The sequence below is a fragment of the Rhizobium laguerreae genome, assembly GCF_019778565.1.
Lineage (GTDB): Bacteria > Pseudomonadota > Alphaproteobacteria > Rhizobiales > Rhizobiaceae > Rhizobium > Rhizobium laguerreae.
In genome coordinates this window covers 520,205-544,434 of the sequence record NZ_JAAXQT010000003.1, presented here as the reverse complement: position 1 = coordinate 544,434, position 24,230 = coordinate 520,205, and the positions used below count along the sequence as shown (strand labels likewise).

Below are 24,230 nucleotides of genomic sequence, written 5' to 3'. Positions count from 1 at the left end.
AATGGGCGGCTGTCTATTTCGTCGCTCCTGCCGTCAAGCCGGCAATAAACCGCCGCTGGAAAATGAGATAAGTCACGATGAGCGGGAAAATGACAATCACCGCGCCGGCGGTCAGAACCGGCGTGTTGACGGTATAGCGCCCTTGGAAAAACAGCATGCCGAGGGGCAGCGTCCGATAGTCGTCGTCGTTGACCAGGATGAACGGAATCAGAAACTCGTTCCAGGTCCATATGAACAGGAACAGCGCCAGTGTCGACATTGCCGGCACCATGAGCGGGATAACGATCTTGCGCAGGATATGGAAGCGTCCGGCGCCATCGAGAACCGCCGCTTCGAGAACTTCTTCCGGCAGTTGCTGCATCGCGCTGGCGAGGAAGATCGTCGAGAACGGTATCGACATCGCGATCTGCGGCAAAATCAGAGCCGCATAGGTATTGATCAATCCCAGATACCGCATTTCGTAATAAAGCGGGATGATGAAGGCTTCCGCCGGCACCATCATGCCGAGCGTCAGGATAGCGAACAGCGTGCGCCGGAATGGAAACGACAGGTAGGCGAAGGCAAAACCAGTCAGCAGGCCCAAAAAGACGCTTGCAGCAACGACGGGTATGACAACGATGATCGAATTCCAGAAGTAAATGTTGAAATGTCCGGCATTCCAAGCATCGACGTAATTTTCGAAATGCGGATATGCCGGCAGCGCGAATGCACCCTGCAGAACGTCGGCCTTGCTCTTTATCGAGGTTAGAAGCAGAAGCAGGAACGGCGTGATCGTTACGAAAGCAAGAAGCCAGAGGACAAGGCGAAGGAATAGCGTACCGGGGGAGATGTTAGACCAACGGCTCATCAAGCCCGTCCTTTGTTCTGCGATCCCACAAATCGGTGAATTGCATAGTTGATGACAAATGTGAGGACCGCGCCGACAATGGCGATGGCCGCTGCGGCGCCGAACCGATTAAGCTCGAAGCCGAGCTGATACATGTAGATGTTCGGCACGAGCGTCGCGTTGGCTGGTCCGCCCCTGGTCATTGTAAAAATCAGGTCGAAGCTTTTGATTGACGCTATGACCGTCAGGAGCAAAACCACCCTTATTTCAGGCAAGAGAAGCGGCAGCGTTATCCAGAAAAAGGTTTTTCGCGCCGAAGCGCCATCGACCTTGGCAGCGTCGAAAAGAGACGGGTCGATGCGCTGAATTCCGGTCAGGAAGATGACCATGCAAAAACCGAAGAAATACCAGGTGGCAACGATCCCGACCGCGGGAAGCACAAAATTGAAATTTCCCAGCCACGGGAGTGCGAAGGCGCCTAACCCCACTGCTCTGAGAAACTGATTGAACGGGCCAAATGCAGGATTGTAGAGCCATGCCCAGATGATGCCCAACACGGCGGTCGGCATGATGTAAGGCAGGAACAAGAAGGTGCGCAGTGCAAGTTGTTCGCGCTGCTTCAGATTCCAGACGCAAGCGGCGAGAGTTATGCCGAGCACGAGCGGCAGGACACAGTAGAAGATCATGAGCTCGGCATTATTACGCAAGGCAATATAAAAACGGCTGTCAGAAAAGAGATCGACGTAATTGCCGAGACCAACCCACTTGGGCATGCTCAGGCCGTCCCAGCTGGTCAGGCTCAAACCCAAAGCCGCGACGATCGGTCCAAAGACAAAAGCCGCGTAGAACAGCAATCCAGGCAATAAATAGATAAAATTGGTCTGTTGCGAGCCATCAAGTGCGGAGCGTTTCATCCATTACTCCATAAAGCTAAAGCTGTGGTCGTCGCGCAGCAAGCCGATCGCAGTGCTCATTTATTTGGATCGACGAGACTGAGGTCACGACCGCAGGGGACGGCCGTGACCAGCGCCCGCAATCTTTATTTCTTATCCTTCAGGTACGCCTGATAATCCTTGTCCATAGCATCGACAAAGGCTTCGGGCGTGATATTGCCGGACAGAAGAAGCGGCGTGTTGTCGTCTATTGTCTTCAGCATCGTCGGGCTCGACCAGTCGGGGTAATGTCCGAGGGCGTCGTTTGCGTTGAGTGTCTTCCACATTTCGATGCCGGAGCTGAGGAGCGGCGTGAGCTTTGGCTTTGCATCAGCCGCGAGCGACGTTGCCGGAAGATAGCCAGCATTGGCCCAGGTTTCAGCAGCCTTTTCCGAGACCATATAATCGATATATGCGCCGGCTACGTCCTGTGTCGGCTTCGTTTTGGCAAGGCTCGTTATCGCCCAGGCAAGATCCACACCCCCAACACTCATGGGCTTGGCAATACCTTTCGGGGCGGGAATTGCCATGAAGCCGATATCCGGATTGTGTTGCATGTCACCGAAATACCAGGTTCCGGAGATCAGGAACGCGCCCTGCCCGGAAATGAAAAGCTGGACGGCGTCGTCACCCGAGATGCCTTCGAAACCGGGGAAAAAGTAACCGCCCTGTGCCCATTGCTGCACGAGTTTGGCGGATTCGATGTTCCCCTTGGTGTTCCACGAGCCGCCCCGGCCGTAAATCAGATCGTCAAGCTCGGCACGATTGCTCGCGTCGATATGCGCCTGCTCGATGGCGCCGATCATGTGCAGGGCCAGATGCTGCTTTGCCGAGCCCATCATGAAGGGCGCAACGCCCTTTTCCTTCAGCTTATCAAGACCGGCCAACAGCTCCTCGAAGGTTTGCGGCAGCGCTACTCCCGCATCGCCGAGGATCTTTTTATTGTAGTAGAGGCCAACGATCTCGCCGAGGCCTGATATGCCGTAGGTCTTACCGACCCCAAATTTTCCATCTTCCCAGCGGTCTCGAGCAAGCACCGAATCCGACTGGCGCTTATCCCAGCCGTAGTTTTTGATGTAGTCGTCGACCGGCAGGAGCAATCCTTCCTTGACCATCGCTCCCATGTCACCGGCACCCTGATTGACTTTCGTGATGACAGGGCCATCACCTGCCGAAACCGCAAGCTTCAGCGTCAACTTCATGTCATCAAAGGTACGGGCGGTGCGCTTGATCGTGACGCCGGGATGCGCAGCTTCGAACTCCTTGTTGAGCTGCTCTATGACCGCGCTCTGACCTTCATAGGTTTGGTCATCCCACACAGCCAGGTCGTCGGCGCGCGCGGCTGCCGAAAGGCCAAAACTCAAAAGCACCGCGCCAACAAGCGCGACAGCTGCTTTCAATCGGTATGCCGGCAGTATGCGGATCGATTTCACGGTTCTTTTCATCTGCTCCACCTCATCTGGTTTATTTTCCACTCCCCGTTCAGGCCTTGCGCCAAGCAGCGGCCGAACGTTTTCTTCCCCCAGAGCTTTGCCTGGCTGGCGAATCTGAGGTAATCGTCAATGCATCCGCTCCTCTCGCGACCTAAAATGACAAAGCGCCACGCAGGAGGTGGCAAAGTGATGGACACCAGCTGCTTCATCCGCCCCGCGACTGAAGCGGATATCGACGCCCTTTTCGACATCTGCCTGAAAACCGCGAATGGCGGTGAAGATGCCAGCGCGCTTTATAGCGACCCGCATCTGCCCGGCTACATCTGGTCGGTACCCTACCTCAAATTCGCCAAAGACTTTGCCTTTGTTCTCGTTCAGGACGACCGGCCAGTCGGCTACGTTGTAGGGGTGGCGGACACCAGCAGGTTCGACAGAGACTTGCAAACGAACTGGTGGCCGTTCGTCCGCCAGCAGATTGCGGGACTGGCACCCACCCGTCCGCGCGACGCCGACGTGATGGAACGAATTCAAAATCCGCGCAGCGGAACGGCTTGGCTTCAAGACCAGTATCCCGCGCATCTCCATATCAACATCCTTCCCGGACTTCAGGCAAGCGGTTGGGGGCGCAGGATGATCGCCACGGAGCTTCAAGCGCTTCGAAACCACGGGGTCGGAGCCGTGCATCTCGGGGTCGACCCAAACAACGAACGCGCCAGGGGTTTCTACCGTCGCCTCGGCTTTTCCGAATTCGAGCAGGATGGCTCCGTCGCCTTCGCAATGCGGATCGATGAGGGATCGGGTTGAAGCATTTCCTGGTTTCTCCAAGCCACGAAAAGGCCGTGTCTCCCGGGTATAAGCACCCTTGATTGGAGAAAATCTCACACGCCCGAAACTGCCTGCTCGCCACACGGTGAGGTCAGCGTACCCATCCCGATGAACGGCCGCCTGAAGGCATGATAGCATTATCGGCAGTAAAGCAGGTTGCTTCGCGAAAAGCTGTCCATCAGTCGAGGGCTTCATCATGAGCAAATCCTCGGAAGCCGGGTTCAAGGAGTCCGCGGGACGCAAAAAAAGAAATAGCCAGGCAAGCCCAGGCCAGTTCCTCTTTGGGCGATCTTGGCAGGCGCACGGCTAACCGGACGATACGTATGGCGCATACTTCACATCGACCCTCTTTATTTCATCGCGCATTTTCATCGCACGTTAATTTCAAGCCTACAGCTGACCTCCCATTTGTCAAGGACATAGACAAATTGCCTGCTTCGATGTATTGAATTCCGCTTAGTCGCAATAGTTGTGACTTAATATCGCGTCCATTAAGTATGCGCTCCGAACTAATTGGACTGAGCTAGCCGGATGGCAATGGCATCTTCTGTCGCACAGACCCCGATCGCACGAAAAATTTCAACCAATGCCGTCATCCGAACCGTGTTCGCGAACGGATCGATCTCTCGCGCCGATATTGCCAAGCTAACCGGCTTGTCAAAGCAGACGATTTCCGATGTCGTGCGCGACCTTGAGGATGATGGATGGCTGAAACCAGTCGGGCAGACTGATGGTCGCCCGGGCCGGAATGCGATCACCTATGAAATCAATGCCAGGGCAGGGCTGGCCGTCTCTATCGATCTCGGGAGCACCAAGATTGCTGCGGCCATTTGCGATCTGTTGGGGAACGTGGTCGCTGAAACTAAAGTATCCACCGACCCGCGCGGCGGAATGCATCTCGTCAATCAGTTCAGCGATCTTATCGTAGAACTCGCGTTTGCGGCCGGGACGACTGCCGACAAACTCCGTCTCGTCGTTCTAGGCAGTCCCGGTGTGCTCGATCCAGCCACCGGGCATATCAACGTAGCGCCAAGCATCCCCGGCATCGACGCCATAAATCTGCGGCAAGTCTTCAGCGACAGAATGGCCATACCGGTGATCGTTGAAAATGACGTCAACCTCGCCGCGCAAGGGGAGAGATGGCGGGGACACGGTGTCGAAACCAGCAATTTTGCTTTCGTTGCTCTCGGAACGGGCGTCGGCATGGGCATCATCGCCAACGGAACTCTGTTGCGCGGCGCGCGTGGGGCGGCCGGCGAAATCGCCTATCTTCCGATCGGTGGAGATGCTTTTGATCCTGGCGGATTTACGCTTGGAACTTTTGAGAGCGCGGTCGGCAGCGTCGCGATGTTGCGACGTTACGTCGGTTTCGGCGGGCGTAATGCATCCACCGTGGCCGATCTCTTCGCCGCGTTTAATGCAGGAGAAACAAGCGCTGCGGCTGCCATCGAAGAGACGGCAAGGCTGGTCGCAGTCGCTATCGCTGCAATCGGAGCGGCTCTCGATCCTGAATTGGTGATCACCGGCGGCAGCATCGGCTCAAGGCCGGAACTCGTAAACGCCATCCGCGGTTTCCTGCCGCGTTGTACGCCTTATCCGCCGCGCATCGAGATCAGTCGCTTTGGGAACCGCGCCGCCCTGATGGGAGGAATGGGGATCGCGGTCGAGCGCATGCATGACGATCTATTTGGTGTCAAATTGAGGGAAGTTTGAAGAGCGCATGCCTTAGGGCCAACGTGCGGTTTCGCCACTTGAGAAGCGCTGGGAATGCGCTAGGTTTTCCATCATGATAACAGCAACGCAGATACGCGGCGCGCGCGCCATGATCGGAATGAGCATCGAAGAGCTCGCCGCCGCCAGCGGCCTGCCGGTCGAGACCGTGACGGCGCTGGAAAACGGCGAATTCGCCGGCGAGCCGCATGCGCTGTTCGATGTGCGCAGCACACTCGAGGCGAACGGCATCATCTTCCTGTCGAGCGGCAATCAGGATGAAGGCGGCCCCGGTATCCGGTTGCGCGCCCGCACCTCCAGCGATGACGGCATCCGGCCGGAAAACCTCAACGCCGCCAACGACGACTGACGGAACCAATCCGCCGCCCGACCGTTTCCGCTGTCCCATAACATATCGGGCCTATAACGTATCGGGGGCAGTCTCTTGAACCGCAGCAATGGTCTCTACGTCGTCATCGGCGTTCTTGTCGTCGCCGTCATCGGCCTCGGCGCCTATATCTTCCACGAGGAAAGCAAGCCGCAAGGCATCGAGATGAGCATCGGCAAGAACGGTGTCTCGATCGAGCAGAACTGATCTTTAAAGATAGGTTTTTGCAAGGTCGGCGAGTTTGCCGCCGTCCTTCACGCCTTGCCTGTAGAGCTGAATGATGACCGCACCGATCCGCTCGGCCTCCGGCGTCGTCCTGGCGAGGCCGCGTTCGTCGCAGACCTTGTCGAGCACCTGCGAAAGCAGATCGAGATCTTCCGAAAAGAGCGGTAAATCATGCGGATGAATTGATGATCGTAACATCACGCCGCATTTCCTCCGAGGGCAAACGCATCCACGCTTGCATCGCCGGCCGCCCTCCGCAACCGACCATAAAGTCATTATGCGCGAGGGTCCAAACTTTAGCAACTACGCAAATTTCTGTGGAACAAAATTATGGAACAAAATTTTATCCCGCGCGTTCGGGCCGCGTTTGGCAGCAGGAATCAGTGAGTGCAGACGTGAGTGAAAAACGCTTTCCCTCCCCCGTCCGGGTCGTTTCTTCAAACAGCAGCCTGATCGTTTCGACCGTCTGGGAGGCCGTCGAATATCTGAAGCGGTAGCCGAGCAAGCGTGGGCGCGATTATCGCGTTGCGCGCCAGCACTGCCTGGATGCGCTCGACGGACTGCGCAGCCCGCGCGCAGCACAGGCTTCCTTCATCACGGCAGCGAAAACGGCGGGATTGCTGGTGTAAGATCGTTATCTGTTGCGTCCGCCGCCGGCAGCGATGAGCTGAGGATGGACGGAGCCTTCCATGATCACCTTGGCGGTAACCTCAATCACCCGCTCCTCGGCGAGTTCTGCAAGCGCGAGGGCGACATCGCCTTCCGACCAACCGGCTTTGACGGCCTCGTCCGACAGAGCCTGGAACGCGCTGGCGAGGCTCTGCCTGCAAGTTAGATTGTGTTTCATATCCGCCATGCTCGACTAGGCTATCTGTGACAGGGACAATGTTAATTTACACATATTCACGAGAATACGAAGAGGTTTCAGGTTTTCTTCAATCCAAAATTGGGTTGTTAACTTCCAAACTGGGTATAACCTTAACAAAAGGCAACAAATACCACCTCTCCCAACTGAGGTAGCACCAAAAAGAACTAAAGGATTTATTTGCTGTGCACCTTCAAAGGGTATTTCATCGCACTATTTAGTTTAAATGGTCGAAAGGAGCGGAGCCGGATGCAGCGGCCCTTTGAACCACGAGAATGCGGCAAACCTGAAAGCGGCCCGTTTTCAGCATCTTCAGTGCACCCTGTCAATCAGCTTCGGGATCCGGCATGGCGAGCGTGGGCCGTGCTGGAGGATGTCTCGCGCAGTCTGTACAGCCAATCGGCGGGCGACGCTTAGCCGCCGCGAACGCCTTCGGCGTTAATCACCTTAATACCACAACGACACCACACTCCCGTCAAAGTCCGCCGTACCATTGGCAGCTCACTTCTTCAGGTTTTCAGGAGGTAAAATGTCTATCGAACTGGACGCTACTACCTATGTCCACGCCAAGCCGGCGAACGCCCATTCCTATATACTGCCGGCCGTTGTCGATGTTCTCGAGAACAGTTTCCAGGAGGCAAAAGAAACAGCGGTCTTCGACCTCGGTTGCGGCACCGGCGGTGCTGCCGCCGTGCTTGCGGAAAAAGGCTATGACGTCGTCGGTGTCGATCCCTCCCAGGACGGCATCGCGAAAGCGAGAACGGCCCACCCTGATCTTCCGCTGGAAATCGGTTCCGGTTACGAAGATCTTTCCAGCCGGTATGGGACCTTCGATGCCGTGATCAGTCTTGAAGTGGTGGAACATGTCTATGATCCCAAGGCCTTCTCGACGACCATGTATGATCTGGTGAAGCCTGGCGGCATCGCCGTTATGTCGACGCCTTTTCACGGCTATTGGAAAAATCTGGCATTGGCCGTCAGCGGAAAGATGGATGACCATTTCATGCCTCTGAAGGACCATGGCCATATCAAATTCTGGTCTCCCGGAACGCTCAGCACGCTCCTGCTTGAAACAGGCTTCGAGGACGTCGACTTCGAATATGTCGGAAGGATTCCGCTGCTGGCGAAATCGATGATCGCGATCGCCCAGAAACCGCACTGAAGGCGGTCGAGGCCCCGCTGCCCCTGCAGGGACGGTGCTGTCGCCGACCCTATCAGCCGACCAGCAAACAGCGCTGAACACCCTTACTTATCGCCTGACACAGTGTGGCGCTTGGCCTCTGTTGGACGAGATCCACGACCCGCCAGCACAGCGATCAGGCCGTTGAGGTCTTCGTCATGTTGTCGGGCTTCGTCATCGCGCTCATGTTGTCGAACGAAGGCGAGCCATACGACAGGTACATTTTCCGCCGATTTATGAGGCTCTATCCACTCTTCCTGATCGCACTGGTATATGGGATGATGACCGGCCACCTTTACGGCTCGGTCTTTGGGGAGTCCCCTTGGCTTCGGCACGTCAGAGCAGGTTTCCAAACACGCGAGGAGAACCTGACGGGTACGTTCTTCGAGCATATGTTGCTCCATCTGACGATGCTACATGGGATCGTCCCAGATACCATCTTGCCGCAAGCGCCACTCATGTTTTCGGGGCCGCTTTGGAGCATCTCGTTGGAGTGGCAGTTCTACTTGATTGCGCCGTTGCTGATCGGAGCGATTGGATTCAGGAACGCAAGGCGTATGGCGATTTCAGCCGGCATTCTCCTGTTCGCAATCGGCCTGCAAAAAGTGACGCTGCATCACTGGAAGGGGGAAGCCCCCTCGTTCCTGCCGCTTAGATTTCCGCTCTACATCGTCGGCATCATGTCCGCTGCCCTTTGGCATGACGCCCGCAAGGCCAGGCCGGCCGTGTTGGCAGCAGCCGTTGTGGCTGGAAGTATCATCGCTTCGCTGTTTTCGCCAAACATCCTGCCGCTGCTAATGTGGTTCGGGATGTACTTCCTTGCGGCCGCTCACGACAAATTGGGCGTTCCCCGGCTCGCCGACAGGATCATCTCCTCGCGCGTCCCGACCTTCATTGGGCAGGTATCATATGGGCTCTACGTTCTTCACGTGCCGACGATGATGCTCGTTTGCTACTACGTCGTTTTTCCGATGGGCATCCAGGGCAGATTTTATGGCGCGGTGACGATCACTGCTGTGACGCTTCCTATAACTCTTATCCTTGCGGCTCTGAGCTTCAACATCATTGAAAAACCAATGGCCCGTTGGGCTAGAGGTTATCGCAGGAGCGCCCGAGCGCCCGCGGAATAGACCCCGCACCCGCCTTGAGGAGCCTTCAAACGGATTTCAAAAATTCCGGAATTTCGCGTCCGTGCGCTTTCATTTGATCTTGCGCGAGGTGCCAACCGGTTTTGCGCGCTGCGAACAGTTCGCCACGATTCGCAGTTCGCTCTGATCGTTATGGGCAAGGGCGAAAGATCTTTTGCAAAAAAACCGCCGGCCGATCCACATCAGCCGGCGAACGTCGTTCGAAGACATCGAAGAAATCTCTCCACTTAATTCATTCCCATGTGTTCAGCGATCACTATGGTGATTTGATCTGTCTCAAAGACAGTCGACTCAGTCAGTTAACAAGGAGCATGAATGAAAATCACCTACTCTTTGACGGATTCCGAAGGTACGGAAATTGTTGGCAGTGAAGTCCGTATGCCGACCAATTTGCCAGTTGGAGAATATACGCTTACCACGACAGCATCGAACGACGATGGATGGTCACGGACATTTAGCGAGCAGCTTGAGGTGACCAGCGGGGGCGATTCCGATCGCTGGATGTTCTTTGCAACCGGCAACCGCGTTCCGGGCGGGACTTCGACGCTCCCGACGGCAGGAAGCGGATTGAACTATGTGGCCTCAAAGCTGTTCTTCGGGACGCCTTCCTACAAGACGCGGGAATTTCGCTTGCATTGGTCGGGCTTCGGCATCAATGAGGGTGGCACAGCTCCACAGGAGTTGCTCGCTCCCGGCAACAGCGTCGTCATAGACAAGGCGTTCCTGGTCGTCGGTGTCAATAAGTACCCCATCGACTTCAGCGGTTCGACCAGCGCAACAATTGCCAGCGGCGCGAATGGAGTATGGGGATACTGCCTTCCCGGTGCCGACATCCCGGCTGAAAGCGTGATCGGCGTCATCACGGAGTATCATACCGGCGTCGGCGAAAAGCTGCTATATGGCTATCGTCATCAGCGTGAACGCGGCGAGAAGATTTGGGCGGCCGGTGATCTCGCCTCTTTGGAAGCGCTTGTCAATGCCGACGCTGCCTCAACGGCTGCGATCGATACCAACGCGAGCTACAACAGCTTCACACAGTTCCAATGTTTCGGACCCGATTTCATGCTCGCCAAAGGCGATTGGGATGGCCGTCCCGTCGCGCTTGTGACCTGCGATAGTCACGGCGAGCAGCGAAACGAGATCGCCGCTTCTGCGGATACCCGGCGTAACATGGGCTTCCTGCGCCGCTGGCTCGACAATCCGGGCGGGATCGGTCGTATCCCTTATTTCTTCATGGGTACGCCGGGAGCGAAAGCATCTCAGGAACTTGCCACGAATGCACTGAAACGGTGGGCGATTCTTGATGAAGCCATAGCCTTTAATACCAGTGGAAAGCATCCCTTCACAGTGATCCTCAATCAGCTTGGATGGAACGATAACAACGCAAGCTCGGCCACGTGGTGGAATGCGATCAATAGCTTGAATGGGCGTCTGAAGGCACGTTTCCCCAGCGTGAAAATCATTGGATTGACGGTGTTTGGCAAAGCTTCTTCAACGGCAGGTTATGCGGCGACAGCAACGCAGACGGTCACCAGCCCGTACACCACTGCCATCCTTGGCCTGGTCAACGATAACATCCGCAGCAATGCCGGTGGGAACCTGGACGGTTATATCGACGCGTTTGCCGCATGGTCCGATCCGGTGGACAGTTACAAGTGGCGTCCATATCTCGGCATGCCGCAGCGCGGCACCTTTGTCGAACAGGCCGGCACGGACGGTACGGCGACATGGAATACTTTCAAGACGGATACGCAGCTAGGTGTCGGTTTTGAATATCGCTTTGGCACCGTCACCGGCGGCGTCGTCACGTCTTCTGCTCCCAACGGCGATGGAACTTTCACAAATACAAGAAGCTTATCGTTTGGCGCGGTAGTTCCAACCGGTACTCCTGTCTATTTTGCTGTGACGAACGACGGCTCCCACGCATCTCCGGGACGCACGGTCGAGATTGCCGATCTCCTCCAGCAATCGGACAAGACAAAGCTGATAGTCTAATCCCGCCGCCATACACTCAAACGCGGCTAAGCTTCCTTGGCCAAAAGACCCCGCTGGACGAAGCGGGGACAAGGGCGAAAGATCTTTTTGCAAAAAAAACGCCGGCCGATCCACATCGGGCGGCGGAAATCGAAGCCTCTATCGATGTCCCTGCAACTTTTGGTCTGGTTACATGCTATTAGCTGCGGCATACAGACAAACAACATGAACAGAAGGCATTTTTGTTCGGGATTTTTTCGGGATTTTCGGTTCTCGTTTGAGCATTTCTGCCGCTGTCTCGTTCCTCCTCCGCTTTCAGCGGGACGAAGAAAACTGACATTCTGACTGGGATCTCAAGGGGATAAATGGTCGGGGCGACTGGACTCGAACCAGCGACCCCTTGACCCCCAGTCAAGTGCGCTACCGGGCTGCGCTACGCCCCGACCTGCCGAAACGGCTTGCTTCGTTTAGTTTTTCAGCGCGTGCATTGCAAGCGGAAAAACCTTGCCTCCAACAAAAAGGAGGCGGTTTGCGCGAATGGTCAGATCGCTACGAGCCTCAGCCGGCCTTCGGCGGTCTGGCGGGGCTGCCATGCCTGGTAGTTGGCGATTGAAAAATGCGGCGTTTCGAAGGGCGTGGCGTGCGTTTCGGTGATGACGGTGACGTCGGCGCCCGCTGCCTCGCCAGCGAGGATGCCGGCGACCGCATCTTCGAAGACCAGGCATTTTTTCGGATCGACACCGAGGCGGCTTGCGCCCAGCAGATAACCTTCGGGACTGGGTTTGCCTGATTTGACCTCTTGGCCGCTGACGATGACCTTCGGCATCGGGATGCCGGCGGCGGCCATGCGGCGCCTGGCGAGTTCGATCGGCGCCGAAGTGACGATTGCCCATCTGCCCTCGGCGATGGCGGAGAGGAAGCGGACGGCGCCGGGGATCTCGACGATGCCGGAGACATCCTCCATTTCCTCGGCGAGCAGCAGATCCGCCTCATGGGCGGGATCGACGCCGGGCAGGCCGAGCCCGCGGATCACGTCGGAGGCGCGGATGCCGTGGATCGTCTTCAGGAAGACCTCCGGCTCGAAGCCGTGGTGTCTTGCCCATTCACTCCAGACGCGTTCGACGACGGCGATGGAATTCAAGAGCGTTCCGTCCATGTCGAAAAGGAAGGCGTCATAGGATCTGTCGAGGATGTCATGGAGAGCGGGCACAGGCTTTTCCTTGCAAGCATGAGGCCGGGCGGCCCCTGCGCAGGCGAGTAGCGGAGAGCGGAAGCGGCGTCAACGTCAGTTGTTGGTGTCTGGGTGGGTGACGTTGCGGACGTCGGCCAGACCGCGAGCGGCGTCGCGGCTGCCGGTCGCGGCAGCGGCTTCGAAGATACGGGTCGCATCGCCGTACATTTTGAGATTGAGGTAGCTGTAGCCGCGCAGAACCATCAGGTCGATGCGTTCCTGCTGCAGTTGGGCGCGCTGATCCAGATAGATGAGGGTTTCGCGATAACGTCCCGCGTCGAAGGCTGCAAGCGCACGGTCGGCGAGGATCGCCACCTGAAGCTCGGCGGCGCGCTGGCGGTTCTGCGGCGCCTTGGTGGCTGCGACGGCGGCATTGGTGGAAAGGCCGGCGCGCAAATAGGCAAGGCTCTGGCCATAGGCTGCGTCTTCGCGGATCTTGCGGACGGGGCTCTGCAATGCCGCCTCGAAAGCCGAGATTGCCTCCATCGGCCGGTTGATATCCATCAGGCACCAGCCGCGCGACAGTGCGTCGGCCGGCTTAAGCTGCCCCGCATCGATTGTGGTCGAGCAGCCGCGCGTCTGGCGCGGGCCGCGCGGGACGGTCATCGTCTCCATCGCCGGCCTTGCCGCGCGAACGACCACTTCCGACCCCGGCTGCAGGGTGATGCGGCGCTCGGCCGGGAGCGGCTCGGTCGGGGGACGCTGCGCCGGTTGAGCCGGTTGCTGTGCGGCAAACCCTCCCTTCGCCAGCGGCGGCGTGAGGGCATTCGGCGTCAGGGAGGACGTGTCTTCGAGGTTGGTGATCCGGCTCGACCGGCCGGCCCAGGCGCGCTGGAGGTCGAGCACGCCCTTGCGGTCGCTCAGTTGCTCGCGGGTGATGACAAGGCCATAGGCGGACGGTTCGTCATCTGGTTTCCAGGCAAGCGCCGTCTCGAACCAGCGCGCGGCGGTCTGGAACTGGTTGAGGGAGCGGGCATACCAGCCGAATTGCTGCGCCGTCGGCACATATTTCCGGGCGATGACCTCGGTGGCGATGCGGTGCAGCACGTCTTCGGCCAGATCGGCCGGCGGCTGCAACGCCATCAGGTTGGCGGTAGCGGCGAGATAGGTTGATGTCGCATCATCGGAATCGGCGCGCCAGCGAAACATCACGTCCTCGGCTTCCTCAGGCGCCTTGCGGGCGATCAGCGCCAGCGCCAGCCCCTGTGAAGCGGCCGCCGAATCTTGCTTGGCTCGGGCCGCGCGGAACCATTTCTCAGCATCCGCATCGTTGTTGCGGCGAAGCTGGTACCAGCCGAGCAGCAGCGCATCGGAGGCAAGCCCCTCAGTCCCGGCGAGCTTTTCGAGGCGGGCGATATAATCGGGCGCGATGGCGAGATTCGGATCGTCATTGCCTTCGGCCACGAAGCGCCGGGCGAGGTTATCACGGATCGCATCGAATTCCCTGCTGCCGTCGGCAGCGGGCCTCTCCAGCGCGAGCAGCGCCTGCATCGGCTGGTAAGCAAGCAGCGTCGAGGCCTTTTCGACCGTCGCCTGCCGCTCGGCGGGATTGGTACAGTTCTTCAGGACATAGGTATAAGCGTCCTGGCCGCGCTGCGCCCTCTCCGTCTGGATGAAGGCTTCGGCGACGCGCCAGAGAATATCGATCTCGCTGCAGGTGAGCAGGCTCGGTGTTGCGGCAGCGGTATCGACCACCGTCGCATATTGCTTGAGGTCCGAAGCATTGACGAGGCGGGCGCGGGCCTCGGCGACGTCGAGCCGGTCGAGCAGGTCGGTCGGCGGCTGCCATCCGGCATCGGTTGCCTGGCGGTCGGCGACGGCCTTGCGCAGCTCCGCATAGCGGCCATCGGAATAGAGCTGCCACATGGCCTCGAGCTGCTTGTCGCCATTCTGCGGCACGGCGAGCGGATCGGCCGGCGGAACCCAGTTCGGATAGAGCGCCTGAAGGCGGGAGATTTCGGCCTGCAGGCGCACCTTGTCGCCGCGGCTGGCGAAATAACGAAGCGCACTTTCATCGACGGCAGGCTGCGGCGCCGCGGCCGTCTGCTGTGTTGCCGGCGGCTTGGCAACGATGGGGGGTGTGACTGGTGCCGGCTGGGCGACCGTCTGAGCCGGCGGAGCAGCCGTCTGAGGTGCCGCAGGCTGCGGTGCTGCAGGCTGCGATGCAGCGGCATCCGGCTCGGACCTGTCCGGTGTTGGCGGCGGGGAAGTGATCGCCTCTATCTTGTCGGCGACGAGTTGCGCGTTGAACTCGGGATCGCCGGCAGGACCATCCGTCGGTTTGATGCGGCCCATCATCATCAGCTCCGGCGACGGCTTGCCGGCGGCCCCAAGGCCGAACTTTTCCTGCAGAGCGGCACGATCTTTCAGCCCGGTGACGAGGGTCGCCACCACAACTGCCGCTGAAACCGCCACGAGAGAAGACTTCACAGACACTCCGGATGCTTCTCCCCAATATAGGCCAGCCCCAGCAGTTGAAGCGTGGACGGATAATAGAGTGCGGGCGCAAATTGCAGGGCCGAGACCGGCAACTTGGTCCCATCGACCACACAGGCCACAACATCGTTAACAATTCGATAACCGGGATCCGACAACACAGTCTTCGGCCGGCCGGTGGTCAGATCGATGGTGGCGGGAACGCCGTCTTGCGACATTCCTTGTTGCAAGCGGGTCAGCAGCGCCTTGTCGGTGACGCCGCCGCGAGCGAGATAGAGCGGGATGCGGATGGCGTTATAGGCAAACTCGGCGTCGAATCCCTCTGCCGGCTGCGGCTGGCCGCTGAGGCTCACCCATTCGGCGGGAAGCTTGCGCGGGCCAAACTGCATCCTCTTCAACAGCGCCAGGCCATCGTCCGACAGTTTTTGCCAGGCATCCGACGGAGCGAGCGCCGCCATCACTGGGATCGCCTCGTAAATCCAGTAGGACGGGTTGACGACGGGACCGTCCTCACGGTCGGTAGCGGCAAAACCCTCACTCCCCGGCAACAGGAGTGTGTGGCCGGACGAGTGCACAACGGTTTCGGCAAGGAGCGCCTGGGCCATGCGGGAGGCGGCGAGGATATAGTCGTTGCGTTTCCACGTCGTGCCGGCAAGCGCCAGCGCATAGGCGATCAGCATGTCGCCATCCGAGGCGTTGTTGGTGTCGGTGACGTGCGGCTTGCCGTTCGGATCCCATTTCCAGACGGCAAGGCCATCGTCGCGCAGCAGCAGCTCGGTGCGGGTAAAATGCCAGATCTGCTCGAAGTCGGCAGGGCTGGCTGCGAGATAGGCGAGCAGCATGCCATAACCCTGCCCTTCGCTGTGGCTGATATTGCCGTTGCCGTTATCGATGATGCGGCCGGTCGCATCGAGAAACTTCGCCTTGTAGGCCGACCATGCGCCGGCATTGATCATTGCCTGCTGCGCAACGGCGGGCGCTCCCCCGGGAGCGAGCGCGACCGATGCCGCAAGCAGGAGTGCGCGCCACCGCCTCATTTCGACCGACCCAGTCTTCTGAGCATGCTTGACGTGGTGACCCCGATCAGCAGCACGAAGACGACCAGCAGGGAGGCATAGGAGAGGATATTCGTCGACAGCCAGTTGGCGGCGATCAGGCGGTAATTGGCAATCGACCAGGGTGTGGACGGCACAAAATCGAAACGGGTGACGGGCACGGTCTCGATCTTGCCTGTCTTGCTCGAATAGGTGGTGATGTGGCCCGATATCTGCGGCCAGTTCAGCTGCGTGGTCAGAACCTCGAGCCCTTCGCGCAAATCCTTCGCCGATGGCGCCGCCACCACGGTCCAGGCGCCGGCTCCCGCGGGGCTGGAGCCCTGTGCAACCAGCAGCGTGTCGGCGTTGGCCGGCGTGAAAATCTGCTCGGCGCCGGGGATGAATTGCAGCGAGCTGCGGGAGATATCGAAATTGCGCGACAGCCATTCGCGGAAGGCCGTGATCCGGTTGCGCAAGACACCGCCGCTGACCTTGGAATTCCACTCCTCGAAGGCCGTACCGGTATCGACGACGCCCGCCTGCGTATCGGCCACGGGACGCCACGAGGCCTGGCTTGCCGCGGCGATATTGGTCTGTGACAGCGCGGTTGCCGGCATCTGCGAGATGGAGCCGATGAAGATCGCGTCACGATCGCCGATCGTATTCGGCGAGGCGACGGTTTCAACGGCGATCGGATGGCCGGCGGTGATCGCCATCTGACCGAGCAGCGTGGCGGCGGCCGAAAGCGTGTCGGCATCGACGCGGTCGATGAAGAGCGGCGTCGGCTCCGTAGCCCGACCATAGGGATAGGCGGTGCCGGCCATTGCGGCCAGGTTCGGACGCTGACCGACGCGGGCAAAATCCGGGATCTGCAGCTCGGAGGTATCGAACAGGGCAAAGCGCGGGGTGGCGCCGGCGGTCGAGCCCGGCGTACAGACGGCATCGTCCTTGGTCATCAGGATCGCCTCGATCGCCACCGAATTGAGGCCGGGTTTGAAGTGCCGCATCGTCACGCGGATCGGCAGATGACGGAGAATGCCGCCTGATGTCGTGGTGATCGGCACTGTGGAAGCGATGTTGTCGTTGACGTAGATATCGATGTGGCTGCCGGGCATCACGTTGTCGGTATAGGCGGCGTCGAGCAGCACCTTCGCTTCGCCATAGGCATTAGCATAAAAATCGGCAGGCACGGCGATATTGAAACTCGTCCGCAGCCGCCGGCCGGAGAATTCGGTGGTCTTCACGCCGAGCTGAGACAAGGCGATGTTCGTATCGGAAAAGACCAGCGGCGCGTTCGGCGCGCTCCAGCGCTCGGTGGTCAACACGTCGCGGCGGACGTCCGAGGATCGGTCCGTCGGCGCGACGATGGTATCGATCGCCGAGGAGACCGCCTGCCAGGAGGGGCCGCTGATCAGAAGCACCGGCAAGCCGCTGCGCGGATCGGTGACGAAAGCGGCGAGTGCCGCACTTTCGGCACCGGGCGGCAGGCCGGGAAAGAGCGGCCGGAGTTCCGCCGCGGTGCCGACGAGCACGCTGAGCTTGCCGGGCCCGCCGGCCGGAAGCGAAGCGGTGCTGAAGGCGAAGATCTGGTTCGGCATGCTGCTCAGCACCGACAGGCCCTGCGCCAGCCGTAGCAGTGGCTTGGTGGTTCCCGGCTGCTCCAGCGCCGGGACAACGATATCGAACTCCGTCTTGCCGGCACCGTCGACGCCGATGGCGCGGATTGCGTCGGCGCTCGATAGCTGGGCGACATCCCTGCCGGTAAAGCTCAGAAAGGTTCCGGCCGGATCGATATTCGACCACAGTTCATAAGTCGATTGGATGCTGCAATCTGTTCGGTGGCGCTGGTTGGCTTCAAAGGTGACAAGATTGGCGCCAGGCTGCAGCAAACCGGACGGAACCTCGAAGGTGACGGCCGACGGGCCATCCGGCGAGCCGACACGCTGCTGGCCGATCGGGCGATTGTTGAGATAGACGGTCAGCGCCGAGGCCTCGGGCGCGACGAAGATCGCATTCTGGTAGGCGAAGGTGAAGCTTGCCTTGGCCGCCGCCTGCTCCGGCGTCAGATAGACCGACCATGACCGGCGATCGTATTCGCCGCCGAGATCAAGTTTCGAAAAGGGCACGACATAGCGACGTACATCGCCGGGGCGGGGCGCGGCGGTATTTGCCGTGGCGGCTGGCTGGGGCGCAGGCGCCGCCGGCTGCGGCGGGGCGACGACCGCCGGAGGAACAGGAGCGGCCGGGGTTGAGGGCGGCGTAGGCGACGTCAATCTCGGGGTAACGGAAGCACCAGGCGGCCGCTCGCCGGACATGTCGAAGGGTGCCGTCTGCGCCTGGGCGAAGGCGGAGGCATTCAGCAGAAGAAGCGAGGCGGCGGCGATCCTTCTCATCCGGCGTTGACCTTTGCCGCCTGCTGCTGGGCTTCTCGCTCCGGCCGCATGCTGCGGAAGAAGTAAACGAGGCCGCGGCTCGTCTGGTAGAACGACATGCCGAGAAACCAGATGGTGCCGCGGATCAGGCCCGGATTGCGACGGCGCGAGGCCTGGAACTCTGTCCACTGATCGGAATTGGCAAATATCAGGTCGGCGATCAGACGATGATCAAGTGCGCTTTTCGGCACGTACTGGCAACCGACATTGCTGATATCGCCCGACGGCTCGATATTGCGGACGATGAGCGGCAGGGTTTCCAGATCCGCGCCACTATAGGGCCGGAAGCGGATTTCGCCGACGGCGCCGACCAGCATCTCGTCGAGATGCTTGTTGAAGATGTGAAGCCTTGCGCCGTGAACCGAGACGTCCTCGATCGAGGCCGTGTACCACCTGCCGTTGGCGCCGAATTCGCAGCGCCGGTTGACGCGGACGCGACGGGACAAAGCGCGCTCGCCGCGCTCTGACACGACACCCAGCGCGCAGCCGGCCATGATCAGGTTGATGAGATTCCATCCGCCGACGACGAGCGTGACGTCGGCCTTATAGGGCTCGGCATAGATTTTGTAGATGGTGATGACGAGCGCGACAATCTGAACCGCAAAGATGACGAAGAACGGACGGCTGATTTCCGACAGTCGGCTGACGGCGATCGATTCGTCCTTGGCGGTGACCTTGAAAGTAGGCTTTCGCGGATTGAGCATGACGGAGACGACTGCCGGCAGCAGATGCACCGTCTGGACATATTCGTAGAGCTCTGAAATCCAGGGCCAGCGGAACGACCCGTAGAGGTAATTCTGCATCATCAGATTCACGAGCATATAGGCAAGCGTGTAGGCGAGGAACTCGCCGCCCGAGGCTGTGAAGATTTCCAGGTCGAAGAACAGGTAGAAGAGCGGCGCAAACAGGAAGATCGTGCGCGGGAACGGGAAGAGCCAGAACAGCGTGGAGGACATATAGCAGAAACGCTGCGGGATCGTCAGGCCGCGCTTCAGAAGCGGAAAGCGGAAACGCAGGATCTGCATCATGCCCTGAGCCCAGCGGCTGCGCTGGCCGATGAAGCTTGCGAAGGTGGCTGGCTGCAGGCCTGCGATCAGCGGCTTGTCGACATAGATGCTGTTCCAACCGCTGCCGTGGAGCGCCAGCGCCGTCTCGCAATCCTCGGTGATGCTGATGCCGCTGAAACCATTCTGGGATTCGAGCGCCCTGCGGCTCAAAACGGCGGCCGAGCCGCAGAAGAAGGCGGCATTCCACTTATCGAGGCCACGCTGGATGATGCCGTAGAACATCTCGTTCTCGCTCGGCATCTTGTCGAAGGTGCGCAGGTTGCGCTCCAGCGGGTCGGGATTGATGAAAAAGTGCGGAGTCTGGACGAGGAAGAGCTTCGGATCGTCTTCGAAGTAACCGACGGTCTCCAGCAGGAAATCGCGGGCCGGCGCGTGGTCGGCATCGAAGACGGCGATGAGTTCGCCGGTCGAATGTTTCATGCCGTTGTTGAGATTGCCGGCCTTGGCGTGCTCGTTGCGGTCGCGCGTGAGGTAGTGGACATCGAGATCGTCGCAGAGCTGCTTCAGCTCGATATTCCGGGCCGCGGCCGCCTGGGCTTCGAGCAGCTTGCCGGAGTTACGCTTCTGCAAGGTGGCGCCGTCGTCGAGCAGCCAGACATGCAGCTTCTCGGCCGGATAATCCATGGCCTTGGCGGCGGCCAGCGTATTTCCCAAAAGGCCGGCATCCTCGTTATAGGATGGCACGAAGACGTCGACATGAGGGAGGCGCCCGGGATTGGCGGCGCGCGAGGGGCGCGACGGCAACGGTGTGGCAACGATGAACAGGCTGAGTGCCAGCATCGCAACGCTATACATTTCGGCAAGATAGAGCAGCAGGCCGGGAATGAAATTCTCAGGCTGGTTCAAAGGCGGCAGCGTATTGGTGGTGCGCCAATAAACATAGCGCAGCACGATCGACGTGCCGAAGGCGAGCGCCACCAGGCGCCATGTCCCCTCGCCCTTCAGAATTTTGATGACCGCCATCACGGTCACGACCGTAATGGCGGTGATGAGCTGGGTCTGCAGGTTGACCGGCAGGGTGATCAGCACGATCATACAGAGCGAAACCACGGCCCATATAAAGACACTGCGGGCTTTGCGCATCGGCGTTCCTTCGAAATTGCTCAACCGGGGCACCATCCGGCGCCCGCGACATGCTCATTATCTCCGGCAGGCGGCCGTCATGGCCGCGTCGCCTATGCAGTCCGGCGAAGGCACGGTGACGCCGATCGCCCTTACCGATTGTTCGATTGGCGCAACTGCCACAGCCGGCCTTGCACTTGTCTGCGGCGCCTCGCCCGGCAGCGGCACACGCGGGCCGATGGGTGCCGGCAACGGTGCCACACCTTGAGCCGGTTGCGCGGTCGAGACGCTGCGAACGACGGCTCGCGGCTGGGTGACAATGGCAGGCGCCGGCTCGTAGCCGATCGGCATCGGGCTGGCGCGATAACCGCCTTCGTCGGGATAGATCGGCGCGCCGGTGCGCCCGAGCGCCACGTCGGCGGGCGGCGGATTGCCGTAAGGGTTCCAGAGCTCGCCGTCGAAGATGCCGGTGACGGTGTAGCTATAGACGATGCCAAGCAGCTGGCGTTCGCTCGCTCTCGCATCGCAAAGGCGCAGGCGCAGCTGGATCATGCCGAAATTTCGCGCCTGGGTATTGGCAGCAGTGCTGGAGCGTATCTGCTGCCAGGCATAGAGGCAGGTGTCGCCGGCACGGCTGCGACCGGAGGCATACCCGAAGGGACCATAGGCGTTCTGCAGGAAGGTCGCCGACGTCGCCATCGGCACGCCGGGGGCCGAACGGGCCACCTCGCGGGCAATGCCGCTCTCGTTGATCATGCTGAAGCCGGCATTGCCGGCGCCGGGATTGGCGCCCGAAGCGCCGAAGAACTGGACCTTCAGGGAATTCTGACCGGGCACGGAGGATGAGGTAAACAGCGATATCGTCTGCTCGACGCCGTTGCCGCGCTTGCGCTCGACGACGCTGACGATCGACGGGCCGCCCGGCGGCGGCAGGACCAACGCCTTTTCAGGCGCCACGGTTTCCGGCGCGGAAGGCTGGCGCACGCCGCCTGTCGATGTGCAGCCGGCCATTATGCCCGTCACGGCCAACAGCAATATCGTCTCCCGCAAGCGCATGTCTCGAGCCGCCGCAATCGTCTTCCAGATCCATTCGCAAGCCGAAACGCGACGGATCGTCGAATCAACGACCGGTTGGTCGTCCGCTCAGAATAAACGCCCAACATGGTTAGCGAAAAGTAAACAAGCGAGCTCTAACATCACCATCTGGATTCTTATCGAACGCTGTTCAGACGGCTCAACCGTATGATGTAAAAATTAATTTAGTAACAACTCAATTGCTCTCTTTGCGTCTGTTACCGCTGCCGCGAAAGCCCGCGGGGAACTATGCCGTATGGCCAGCGTTGCCTTGATGTCTCAGGTAGAAAGGAGAAATCCCATGCGCAAGACCATGCTGGCTGCGGCCGCCATGCTGACCATCAGCTCCGCCGCCTTCGCGCAGAGCAGCGTCATCGTCACCGATCCTGCACCGACCGGCTCCGTCGTATTGCCCGGCGAGGTGCGCACCTATGTGATGGAGCAGAACACGCCATCCGTCGTCTATGACGGCGATATCGCGGTCGGCGCGACGCTGCCCGATACCGTCGAAGTGCATACCGTGCCAAATATCGACGGCTACGGCTATACGGTCGTCAACGAGCGGCGCGTGATCGTCGAACCGAAAACGCATCGCATCATCCAGGTCTTGGAATAACACGGATAGAGAATTGCGGACGTGCGGCCGTATTCCGGCTTCACGTCCGCTCGTCTCCCACCCTCACCGCGACATTCAGAAGCTCGCGGATCTTATGAGCGAGCTGCTCCAGGCTGAAGGGCTTGGCAAGCAGGGAAACGCCGTGATCAAGCACGCCATTGTGGACGATGGCATTGCGGGTGTAACCCGTCGTGTAGAGGATCCGGATCGTCGGCCATTTTTCCCGGACGATATCGGCAAGCTGGCGTCCGCTCATCTGCGGCATGACGATATCGGTGAAGATCAGGTCGACTGCCGCATTCTGCTCCAGAAGCATAAGCGCCTCCATGCCGCTAGCGGCCTGCAACACGGTGTAACCGAGTTCATGCAGGCTTTCGGCAGTCATGGTGCGGACGTTCTCATCGTCCTCCACCACCAGGATCGTATCTTTGACGCTGCCCTGAGGAAGCGGCTGGGCGCCGGCGACGTTCAACCGGGCACCCGCCGTGCCGACATGACGGGGGAGATAGATCTTCAACGTCGTACCCCTGTCGATCTCCGAATAGATCTTGATGTGGCCGCCGCTCTGCTTGATGTAGCCGTAGACCTGGCTGAGGCCGAGACCTGTGCCTTTGCCGGGTCCCTTGGTCGTGTAGAACGGATCGAAGGCTCGCTCGATCACGTCAGGCGACATGCCGGTGCCGGTGTCAGTCATGCTGATCATCACATATTGACCTGCTTCGACCTCCGAATGCATGCGCGAATATCGCTCGTCGAGTTCGGTATTGGCGGTCTCGATCGTCAGATTTCCGCCGCCCGGCATGGCGTCGCGGGCGTTGACGGCAAGGTTCAGGATGGCATTCTCGAGCTGGCTCAAATCGGCAAAGCTCGGCCAAAGGCCGCCGGCAAGCACGGTCTCGATCCGGATGTGCTCGCCGAGCGTGCGCCGCAGCAGCTCCGACATGCCGCCGACCAGCTTGTTGAGGTCGATCACCTCCGGGGCGAGCGGCTGCTGGCGCGAAAAGGCGAGAAGACGCGCCGTCAGCACTGCCGCTCTCTGCGCACCGTCCCTGGCATTCTGGATGGAGTATAGCAGGCGGGGATCTTCGCTTCCGGTCAGGCGCCGCTGGGCGAGATCGAGGTTGCCGATGATAATTGCCAGCATGTTGTTGAAATCATGGGCGACACCGCCGGTCAGTTGGCCGATCGTTTCCATCTTCTGCAACTGGCGGACCTGCGCTTGAGCGGCGGCATTCTCCTCCATCTCGTGCCTGAGCTCGGCAGTGCGCTGGGCCACTGTCTGTTCGAGGCGCGTGTTGAAGCTGTTGAGCTCGCTGCGGAGGCGGCTCTGCCTGCCGTGGGCAATGATGATCATCTCCATCAATCCAACGGTGATCACCGCATTGATGAGATAGGTGGAAAGGCCGACCCATTGGCCGGCGGTGACCGGCCAGAAAACACCATACGGCTCGACGAAAAACTGCTGGACAATAAAACCGGCAACCAAGGTCGCGACAACGCCCGGCCCGGCGCCGCCTATGAAACTCGCGAGCAATATCGCCGGAAGGAAGCTCAGGAAGGGAAACTCGGAGAGAGTGTCGCTGGCGGCAAGCCTCAGAAGAAACGTCAGGCCAACGAAGGCAATGGCCAGCGGATATGTAAAACCTGGCCTGTGACGCAGCCAATCCGTGGCACTCAGCAAATCCATTCGACACCCCTTCTTACAGCGCCGCGCGTCTTTTCGAGAGCCGCAAAAGACGCTGCAACGCTTTGAATTGCTGCATAATTTATTC

20 protein-coding genes, 1 tRNA gene and 1 pseudogene are annotated in these 24,230 nt (G+C 59.7%); 9 read left to right on the top strand and 13 right to left on the bottom strand.

Features of this window, described 5'->3' with window-relative positions; genetic code table 11:
* Positions 1 to 13: 13 nt before the first annotated feature.
* The 3 genes from HFO71_RS13255 to HFO71_RS13245 all read right to left on the bottom strand — a co-directional run bounded on the left by HFO71_RS13255 (position 14) and on the right by HFO71_RS13245 (position 3,203).
* Positions 14 to 847, bottom strand: coding sequence for a carbohydrate ABC transporter permease (locus HFO71_RS13255; protein ID WP_003547275.1), 834 nt, complete (start codon positions 845 to 847; stop codon positions 14 to 16).
* The gene (locus HFO71_RS13250) at positions 847 to 1,740 is read right to left on the bottom strand and encodes a carbohydrate ABC transporter permease (RefSeq protein ID WP_077976210.1); all 894 of its coding nucleotides are present in this window, start codon (positions 1,738 to 1,740) and stop codon (positions 847 to 849) included. The genes HFO71_RS13255 and HFO71_RS13250 overlap by 1 nt, the downstream gene beginning before the upstream one ends.
* Positions 1,741 to 1,865: 125 nt before the next feature.
* Positions 1,866 to 3,203: an extracellular solute-binding protein gene (locus tag HFO71_RS13245; RefSeq protein ID WP_077976209.1), complete on the bottom strand. Its 1,338-nt coding sequence runs from the start codon at positions 3,201 to 3,203 to the stop codon at positions 1,866 to 1,868.
* Between the two features lie 177 nt (positions 3,204 to 3,380).
* Between HFO71_RS13245 and HFO71_RS13240 the strand changes: the two genes are divergently transcribed.
* From HFO71_RS13240 to HFO71_RS13225, 4 genes are all read left to right on the top strand, one after another.
* Positions 3,381 to 3,995, top strand: coding sequence for a GNAT family N-acetyltransferase (locus HFO71_RS13240; protein ID WP_077976208.1), 615 nt, complete (start codon positions 3,381 to 3,383; stop codon positions 3,993 to 3,995).
* 552 nt (positions 3,996 to 4,547) lie between these two features.
* Positions 4,548 to 5,729 carry an ROK family transcriptional regulator gene (locus HFO71_RS13235; protein WP_077976207.1) on the top strand — a complete coding sequence of 394 codons (1,182 nt, stop codon included), beginning with the start codon at positions 4,548 to 4,550 and terminating at the stop codon, positions 5,727 to 5,729.
* Positions 5,730 to 5,802: 73 nt separating this feature from the next.
* A complete protein-coding gene (locus HFO71_RS13230; protein ID WP_003558384.1) occupies positions 5,803 to 6,096 on the top strand; it encodes a helix-turn-helix domain-containing protein in 294 nt (97 codons plus the stop codon).
* Positions 6,097 to 6,171: 75 nt separating this feature from the next.
* On the top strand, positions 6,172 to 6,321 hold the full coding sequence (locus HFO71_RS13225; RefSeq protein ID WP_165504243.1) for a hypothetical protein: 150 nt from the start codon (positions 6,172 to 6,174) through the stop codon (positions 6,319 to 6,321).
* A 3-nt stretch (positions 6,322 to 6,324) separates the two neighbouring features.
* Here HFO71_RS13225 and HFO71_RS13220 read toward each other — a convergent pair whose 3' ends face one another.
* The gene (locus HFO71_RS13220; protein WP_029872887.1) at positions 6,325 to 6,537 is read right to left on the bottom strand and encodes a hypothetical protein; all 213 of its coding nucleotides are present in this window, start codon (positions 6,535 to 6,537) and stop codon (positions 6,325 to 6,327) included.
* 197 nt (positions 6,538 to 6,734) lie between these two features.
* Between HFO71_RS13220 and HFO71_RS13215 the strand changes: the two are divergent.
* Positions 6,735 to 6,968, top strand: a pseudogene (locus HFO71_RS13215) (DUF982 domain-containing protein).
* Positions 6,969 to 6,973: 5 nt separating this feature from the next.
* Here HFO71_RS13215 and HFO71_RS13210 read toward each other — a convergent pair.
* A complete protein-coding gene (locus tag HFO71_RS13210; RefSeq protein WP_028741416.1) occupies positions 6,974 to 7,195 on the bottom strand; it encodes a hypothetical protein in 222 nt (73 codons plus the stop codon).
* A 538-nt stretch (positions 7,196 to 7,733) separates the two neighbouring features.
* On the opposite strand from HFO71_RS13210, the gene HFO71_RS13205 reads away from it, so the two are divergent.
* The 3 genes from HFO71_RS13205 to HFO71_RS13195 all read left to right on the top strand — a co-directional run bounded on the left by HFO71_RS13205 (position 7,734) and on the right by HFO71_RS13195 (position 11,527).
* Positions 7,734 to 8,366 carry a class I SAM-dependent methyltransferase gene (locus tag HFO71_RS13205; RefSeq protein WP_168258244.1) on the top strand — a complete coding sequence of 211 codons (633 nt, stop codon included), beginning with the start codon at positions 7,734 to 7,736 and terminating at the stop codon, positions 8,364 to 8,366.
* 104 nt (positions 8,367 to 8,470) lie between these two features.
* Complete coding sequence (locus HFO71_RS13200) at positions 8,471 to 9,514, top strand: acyltransferase family protein (RefSeq protein WP_312886515.1); 1,044 nt, start codon at positions 8,471 to 8,473, stop codon at positions 9,512 to 9,514.
* 333 nt (positions 9,515 to 9,847) lie between these two features.
* Positions 9,848 to 11,527 carry a hypothetical protein gene (locus HFO71_RS13195; RefSeq protein WP_221988160.1) on the top strand — a complete coding sequence of 560 codons (1,680 nt, stop codon included), beginning with the start codon at positions 9,848 to 9,850 and terminating at the stop codon, positions 11,525 to 11,527.
* Positions 11,528 to 11,872: 345 nt separating this feature from the next.
* Here HFO71_RS13195 and HFO71_RS13190 read toward each other — a convergent pair.
* The 7 genes from HFO71_RS13190 to bcsN all read right to left on the bottom strand — a co-directional run bounded on the left by HFO71_RS13190 (position 11,873) and on the right by bcsN (position 21,824).
* Positions 11,873 to 11,949, bottom strand: a tRNA-Pro gene (locus tag HFO71_RS13190).
* A gap of 98 nt (positions 11,950 to 12,047) precedes the next feature.
* Entirely contained in the window at positions 12,048 to 12,716 is a 669-nt protein-coding gene (locus tag HFO71_RS13185) for an HAD family hydrolase (protein WP_131640354.1), read from the bottom strand.
* Positions 12,717 to 12,791: 75 nt separating this feature from the next.
* A complete protein-coding gene (locus tag HFO71_RS13180) occupies positions 12,792 to 15,167 on the bottom strand; it encodes a cellulose synthase (protein ID WP_168258240.1) in 2,376 nt (791 codons plus the stop codon).
* A complete protein-coding gene (locus HFO71_RS13175; protein WP_168258239.1) occupies positions 15,164 to 16,210 on the bottom strand; it encodes a family 8 glycosyl hydrolase in 1,047 nt (348 codons plus the stop codon). Before HFO71_RS13175 ends, HFO71_RS13180 begins: the two co-directional genes overlap by 4 nt.
* A complete protein-coding gene (locus HFO71_RS13170; RefSeq protein WP_168258238.1) occupies positions 16,207 to 18,600 on the bottom strand; it encodes a cellulose biosynthesis cyclic di-GMP-binding regulatory protein BcsB in 2,394 nt (797 codons plus the stop codon). Before HFO71_RS13170 ends, HFO71_RS13175 begins: the two co-directional genes overlap by 4 nt.
* Entirely contained in the window at positions 18,597 to 20,789 is a 2,193-nt protein-coding gene (gene bcsA, locus HFO71_RS13165) for a UDP-forming cellulose synthase catalytic subunit (protein WP_168258237.1), read from the bottom strand. The genes HFO71_RS13170 and bcsA overlap by 4 nt, the downstream gene beginning before the upstream one ends.
* Before the next feature lie 57 nt (positions 20,790 to 20,846).
* Positions 20,847 to 21,824, bottom strand: a complete 978-nt coding sequence (bcsN, locus tag HFO71_RS13160) for a cellulose biosynthesis protein BcsN (RefSeq protein ID WP_168258236.1) — start codon at positions 21,822 to 21,824, stop codon at positions 20,847 to 20,849.
* Positions 21,825 to 22,143: 319 nt separating this feature from the next.
* On the opposite strand from bcsN, the gene HFO71_RS13155 reads away from it, so the two are divergent.
* A complete protein-coding gene (locus HFO71_RS13155) occupies positions 22,144 to 22,458 on the top strand; it encodes a DUF1236 domain-containing protein (RefSeq protein ID WP_020049431.1) in 315 nt (104 codons plus the stop codon).
* Positions 22,459 to 22,498: 40 nt separating this feature from the next.
* On the opposite strand, the gene HFO71_RS13150 is transcribed toward HFO71_RS13155, so the two are convergent.
* A complete protein-coding gene (locus HFO71_RS13150; RefSeq protein WP_168258235.1) occupies positions 22,499 to 24,145 on the bottom strand; it encodes a response regulator in 1,647 nt (548 codons plus the stop codon).
* Positions 24,146 to 24,230 lie beyond the last annotated feature (85 nt).